At 55.1% G+C, this 3,584-nt stretch carries 2 protein-coding genes; both read right to left on the minus strand.

The features are described 5' to 3' along the window. Positions 1–241 (minus strand): hypothetical protein (locus AC27E8_RS12385; RefSeq protein WP_487097487.1); only part of this gene is annotated, 241 nt, incomplete at its 3' end. A gap of 18 nt (positions 242–259) precedes the next feature. Next, a complete protein-coding gene (locus AC27E8_RS12390; protein WP_487097485.1) occupies positions 260–3,187 on the minus strand; it encodes a DUF5906 domain-containing protein in 2,928 nt (975 codons plus the stop codon). Positions 3,188–3,584: the final 397 nt, after the last annotated feature.

A 3,584-nucleotide genomic window follows, 5' to 3' on the forward strand; every position in this document is an offset into this window, starting at 1 on the left:
CAAATGCTTTACTCATGCCGCACCAGAGAAAATTGTTTGGAGCAATGGTTAGCCCGTACTCTCCATCCACAGGGATGTAAGTCCGAAAATGTCGTTGAAGTTCCGCGAACGATGTTCCGACGTGCTTCAACACATACATCCAAATCGCTTGTCGAAAATCACCTTTTTGAGCGAATTCCATCCATGCGTCCTCGGAATATGGACTGCTCATCTTCTCCCACTTCATGATGTTCATCGACATCGTCAACACCTCATCGATTTATTGAATGACGTCTTTTGGTAAGGAACCAGACTCAAGCATCTCAACATCGTCGAATTGACGTTCTTGAGCGTACGCCTCCGTGACTGGCATCGAGATGTATTCCAACTTCCTCTGATCCAGATTCACGACTTCGCGACTCACCAACAGCATTCGCCCCGCTTCACCAAGGCGAACGCCCGTCCAGACATGAATAGGTTTACCTTTCCAGCGCGGGCGAGAATAGTCGATTTTGTGGGGAGCATAATTGCGCAACCGTTCGAGTAGCTTCGCAGCTCCCGGATACTTGCGCCCCGTCTCCTTCGCGTAGATCTCCATCGCCTTCTGGAGCAGATCCCGCGGCACGCTGTAATCCTTGCCGAGTTCGATAATCCCCTCGTCGATGGCTGCCTTGACCAAGTCATTTGCTCTCCAATAGAAATCCTTCTCGCGAAGCATCTCCTTGGACTCCGTGATGTTGCGGCCTTCACGTCGCATCTGCCGATAGTGCAGCAACCCGAGATAGCACATGTACGACAACGCCTCGGGCGTCCTCAGCCGTTCCACCCACCCCGGGCCTTGCCGCTTGAAGCGCTCCATCATCGGATACAGTAGAATCCGTCGAAAGTAGCCGTGGGTCGGATCCTTGGTAGGCGGCAACTCGTTGGCGCCGTAAATCAGCTTTGTCTGCGGTTTGAACTCGAACGACGCCTTGAACTTGCGCTCGGCTCTGACCACATCGTTGCCGATCCAACCTTTCAGGAAGCTGGTGTCCTCGATCCCTGTGCCCGCCATATCAGGCACAATGTCGATGGCCGCCCGAGTCAAACAAGCCGACGCGAAGCGGTTGCGCTCGAGACTTTGCACGCTTTCCGTCACCGCGTAAACCCCGAAGGCCTTCGCCAGCATGCCGAGGAGCGTCGATTTGCCGTTCTGGCCTGGCCCGTAGAGGATGGCGTAACACTCTTCGGACTGGTCCCATCTGCACAAGCAATAACCAAGAAACTCGAGAATCGAACGTCGCGTCTCGTCGTCAGGGAACGTCGTGCGGAAGAAGTCCAGCACATCCACTTCCGCGTCCTTCATCGCAAGCGTCCATGACTTCGGAGTTCGGTGCCAATTTTCGAAGAACGGAATCGTCAGCTTCCAGTTAATCCGATGCCTCGGCGAGAAATCGTAGACGCGCCAATCGTGGTCAAACGGATCGCTCATGTCCAACAGTCCGTTTGCGAATGGCACCAACGGCTCTGTGTTCCAAACCTCGTGAACGCAAATGGATTCGACGGAGTGGTTCCTGTCGCGTTGGACGTTATTAATGAGCATCCGCCTGATCTCTTCCGCGCGCGACCAGGTCGCCCACGTAGGCTTGATGGTCTCCAAGGCCTCCAAGATAAAGTCCCGGATGACGGCCTCGTCTTCCCCATCATCTGTCGGAGTCGTGTAAATTGTCCCGTCGTAGTAGTAACAGGATTGGAAGAAGTACTGAAGATTGAAATCCTTTTTGATGAGGGTCGCCATGCGCCGGAGCAGCAGATGTTCTTTCCCCTTTTCCTCATCGACGTAGACGAAATACCCTTTCTTCGCACGCGCCCATTTTCGAGCCGTGTGATTCGTAAACGGCTGTTCGCTCCAGTTCGTGACTTCCTCCGGTGCCTCGCTTAAGTCCTCCGTCCAAGCGACGGGCTCATGTACGATCACGTCCTCTGGAGCTTCCGCCCAGTCCTCTGCGCCCGCGGCGGTCCGAGATCCTCCGTTAGCATGCAGCGCCTCTTCCGTCGTCTTTGTCGGAAGCCCGTCCATCTTTGGCCCATCCGCTTCATCTGGGGCGCCGTAGAGTCCCGGAAGCCCCAGTTTCGCCGCGTAGGCTCTCCGGACAAACGTCGCTGGGCTGGATCCCCGTTGAAAGTGCCTGCACGCTGCACAAACACTCATCGGATCGAGTTCTTGGAACGTGGAACACAGAACAGCCATCGGGCGTGACGAACGGAACTTCCTCTCAGTCTCGCTCCAGTTGTATCGCTTGCCAGGCCCCGCGTCATAGCCTTCCGACCATTTGTGAAAGAGAGAAGAATCAGGATTCATCGATTTCAGCAAACACGCCATCTTATGCCATATAGGTTCGCTCACAATGTTGGGATCCTGCACATACGCCTTGAACCTCGCACAAATGGCCGGAAGTTGCTCTTCGACAAACTCCGCAGGAACGGGCTTCCAATCCCCCGTGAATTCACCGCTGTCATTTACCGCGGACACTGACTCTGCCCGGGTCAAGTCAACGCCCAGCGCTTCAGCAATCCCATCAATCGCTGTTTCGAGCTCATCGGGCTTGTACAGCGCGTCCTTTCGCCACTCTTCCACCATGACCTTGACGATACGCCCCGATTTGGTGTGCATGGAGCCTGGAATCCGCATCACTCTCGCAACATCCGCTACATTGAGGTCACTCGATAACACCTTTGCGAGCTTCCAGACGATTCTCCGTCCTGTCTGAGGATCCACGGGACGGATGAACTTGAAGTACAGGTGACGTCCGCGTCCTCCACCTGAACGAACAACCGCACTTGGAACAAACCCGCGTTCCGCCAGCATAGCCAGCACGCGTTCCGCTTGTGCCATGCGTTCCTCGTCGTCTTCCCGGCCATGGTCATCCACGTCTGCCCAAGCCCCTGGACAGGCCACCACGTCGTCCGCACTGCCGCCAACCCAGCGCCCCTCCTGCGTTCGTTGCACTGGCTTGTCGCGCAAGCAGGTGCCGAAGTACCATCCGCATCGCGCCATGTCCGGGCTTCTGTACCCGCGGTCAAAGTAGTCGCGCAACGCATCAAAGTCCTTCGTGGTGAACGACCGCCGCGCCCTGACGGCCTTGATTGCTGTCTCCCGATCATCCTTCCGATTCGGGATCGGTCGGATTTCCACATAGCCGATGCCGCCCTCGAACCACCACCGCAAGAAGTCGATCGACTCCTCGGGGCTTCCACAGAAGGCATGTTCGATCATATGCCGACGAATCGCAGAATCTGAGATCTCTTCTCCGTGCCCTGCACATCGTGCTTCAAGTTCCCGAAAACTTTCTCCAGACAACCACCGAGTTTCGATCTCCTCACGGATGGAAGAATCACACAACTTGCAGTCCCGCGGCATCCCTCTCACCCCCAGTTGTCGGAATCGAGGCAGAAGGAGACGACTGGAAACCAATCAACGAGACACCAATCCCAATGAAAGGTTTTCATTATTCTCTTTCCTTCCTTTTTTTCTTTTCTGAGAGAGAAGGAAGTAAGGAAAGAATAGAGATGATCCGAGGTGATCCTAGTGTGATCCTAGAATGATCCTAGTGGTGAAATCCTAG

This window comes from Alicyclobacillus sp. CIJ1, from assembly GCF_057538885.1.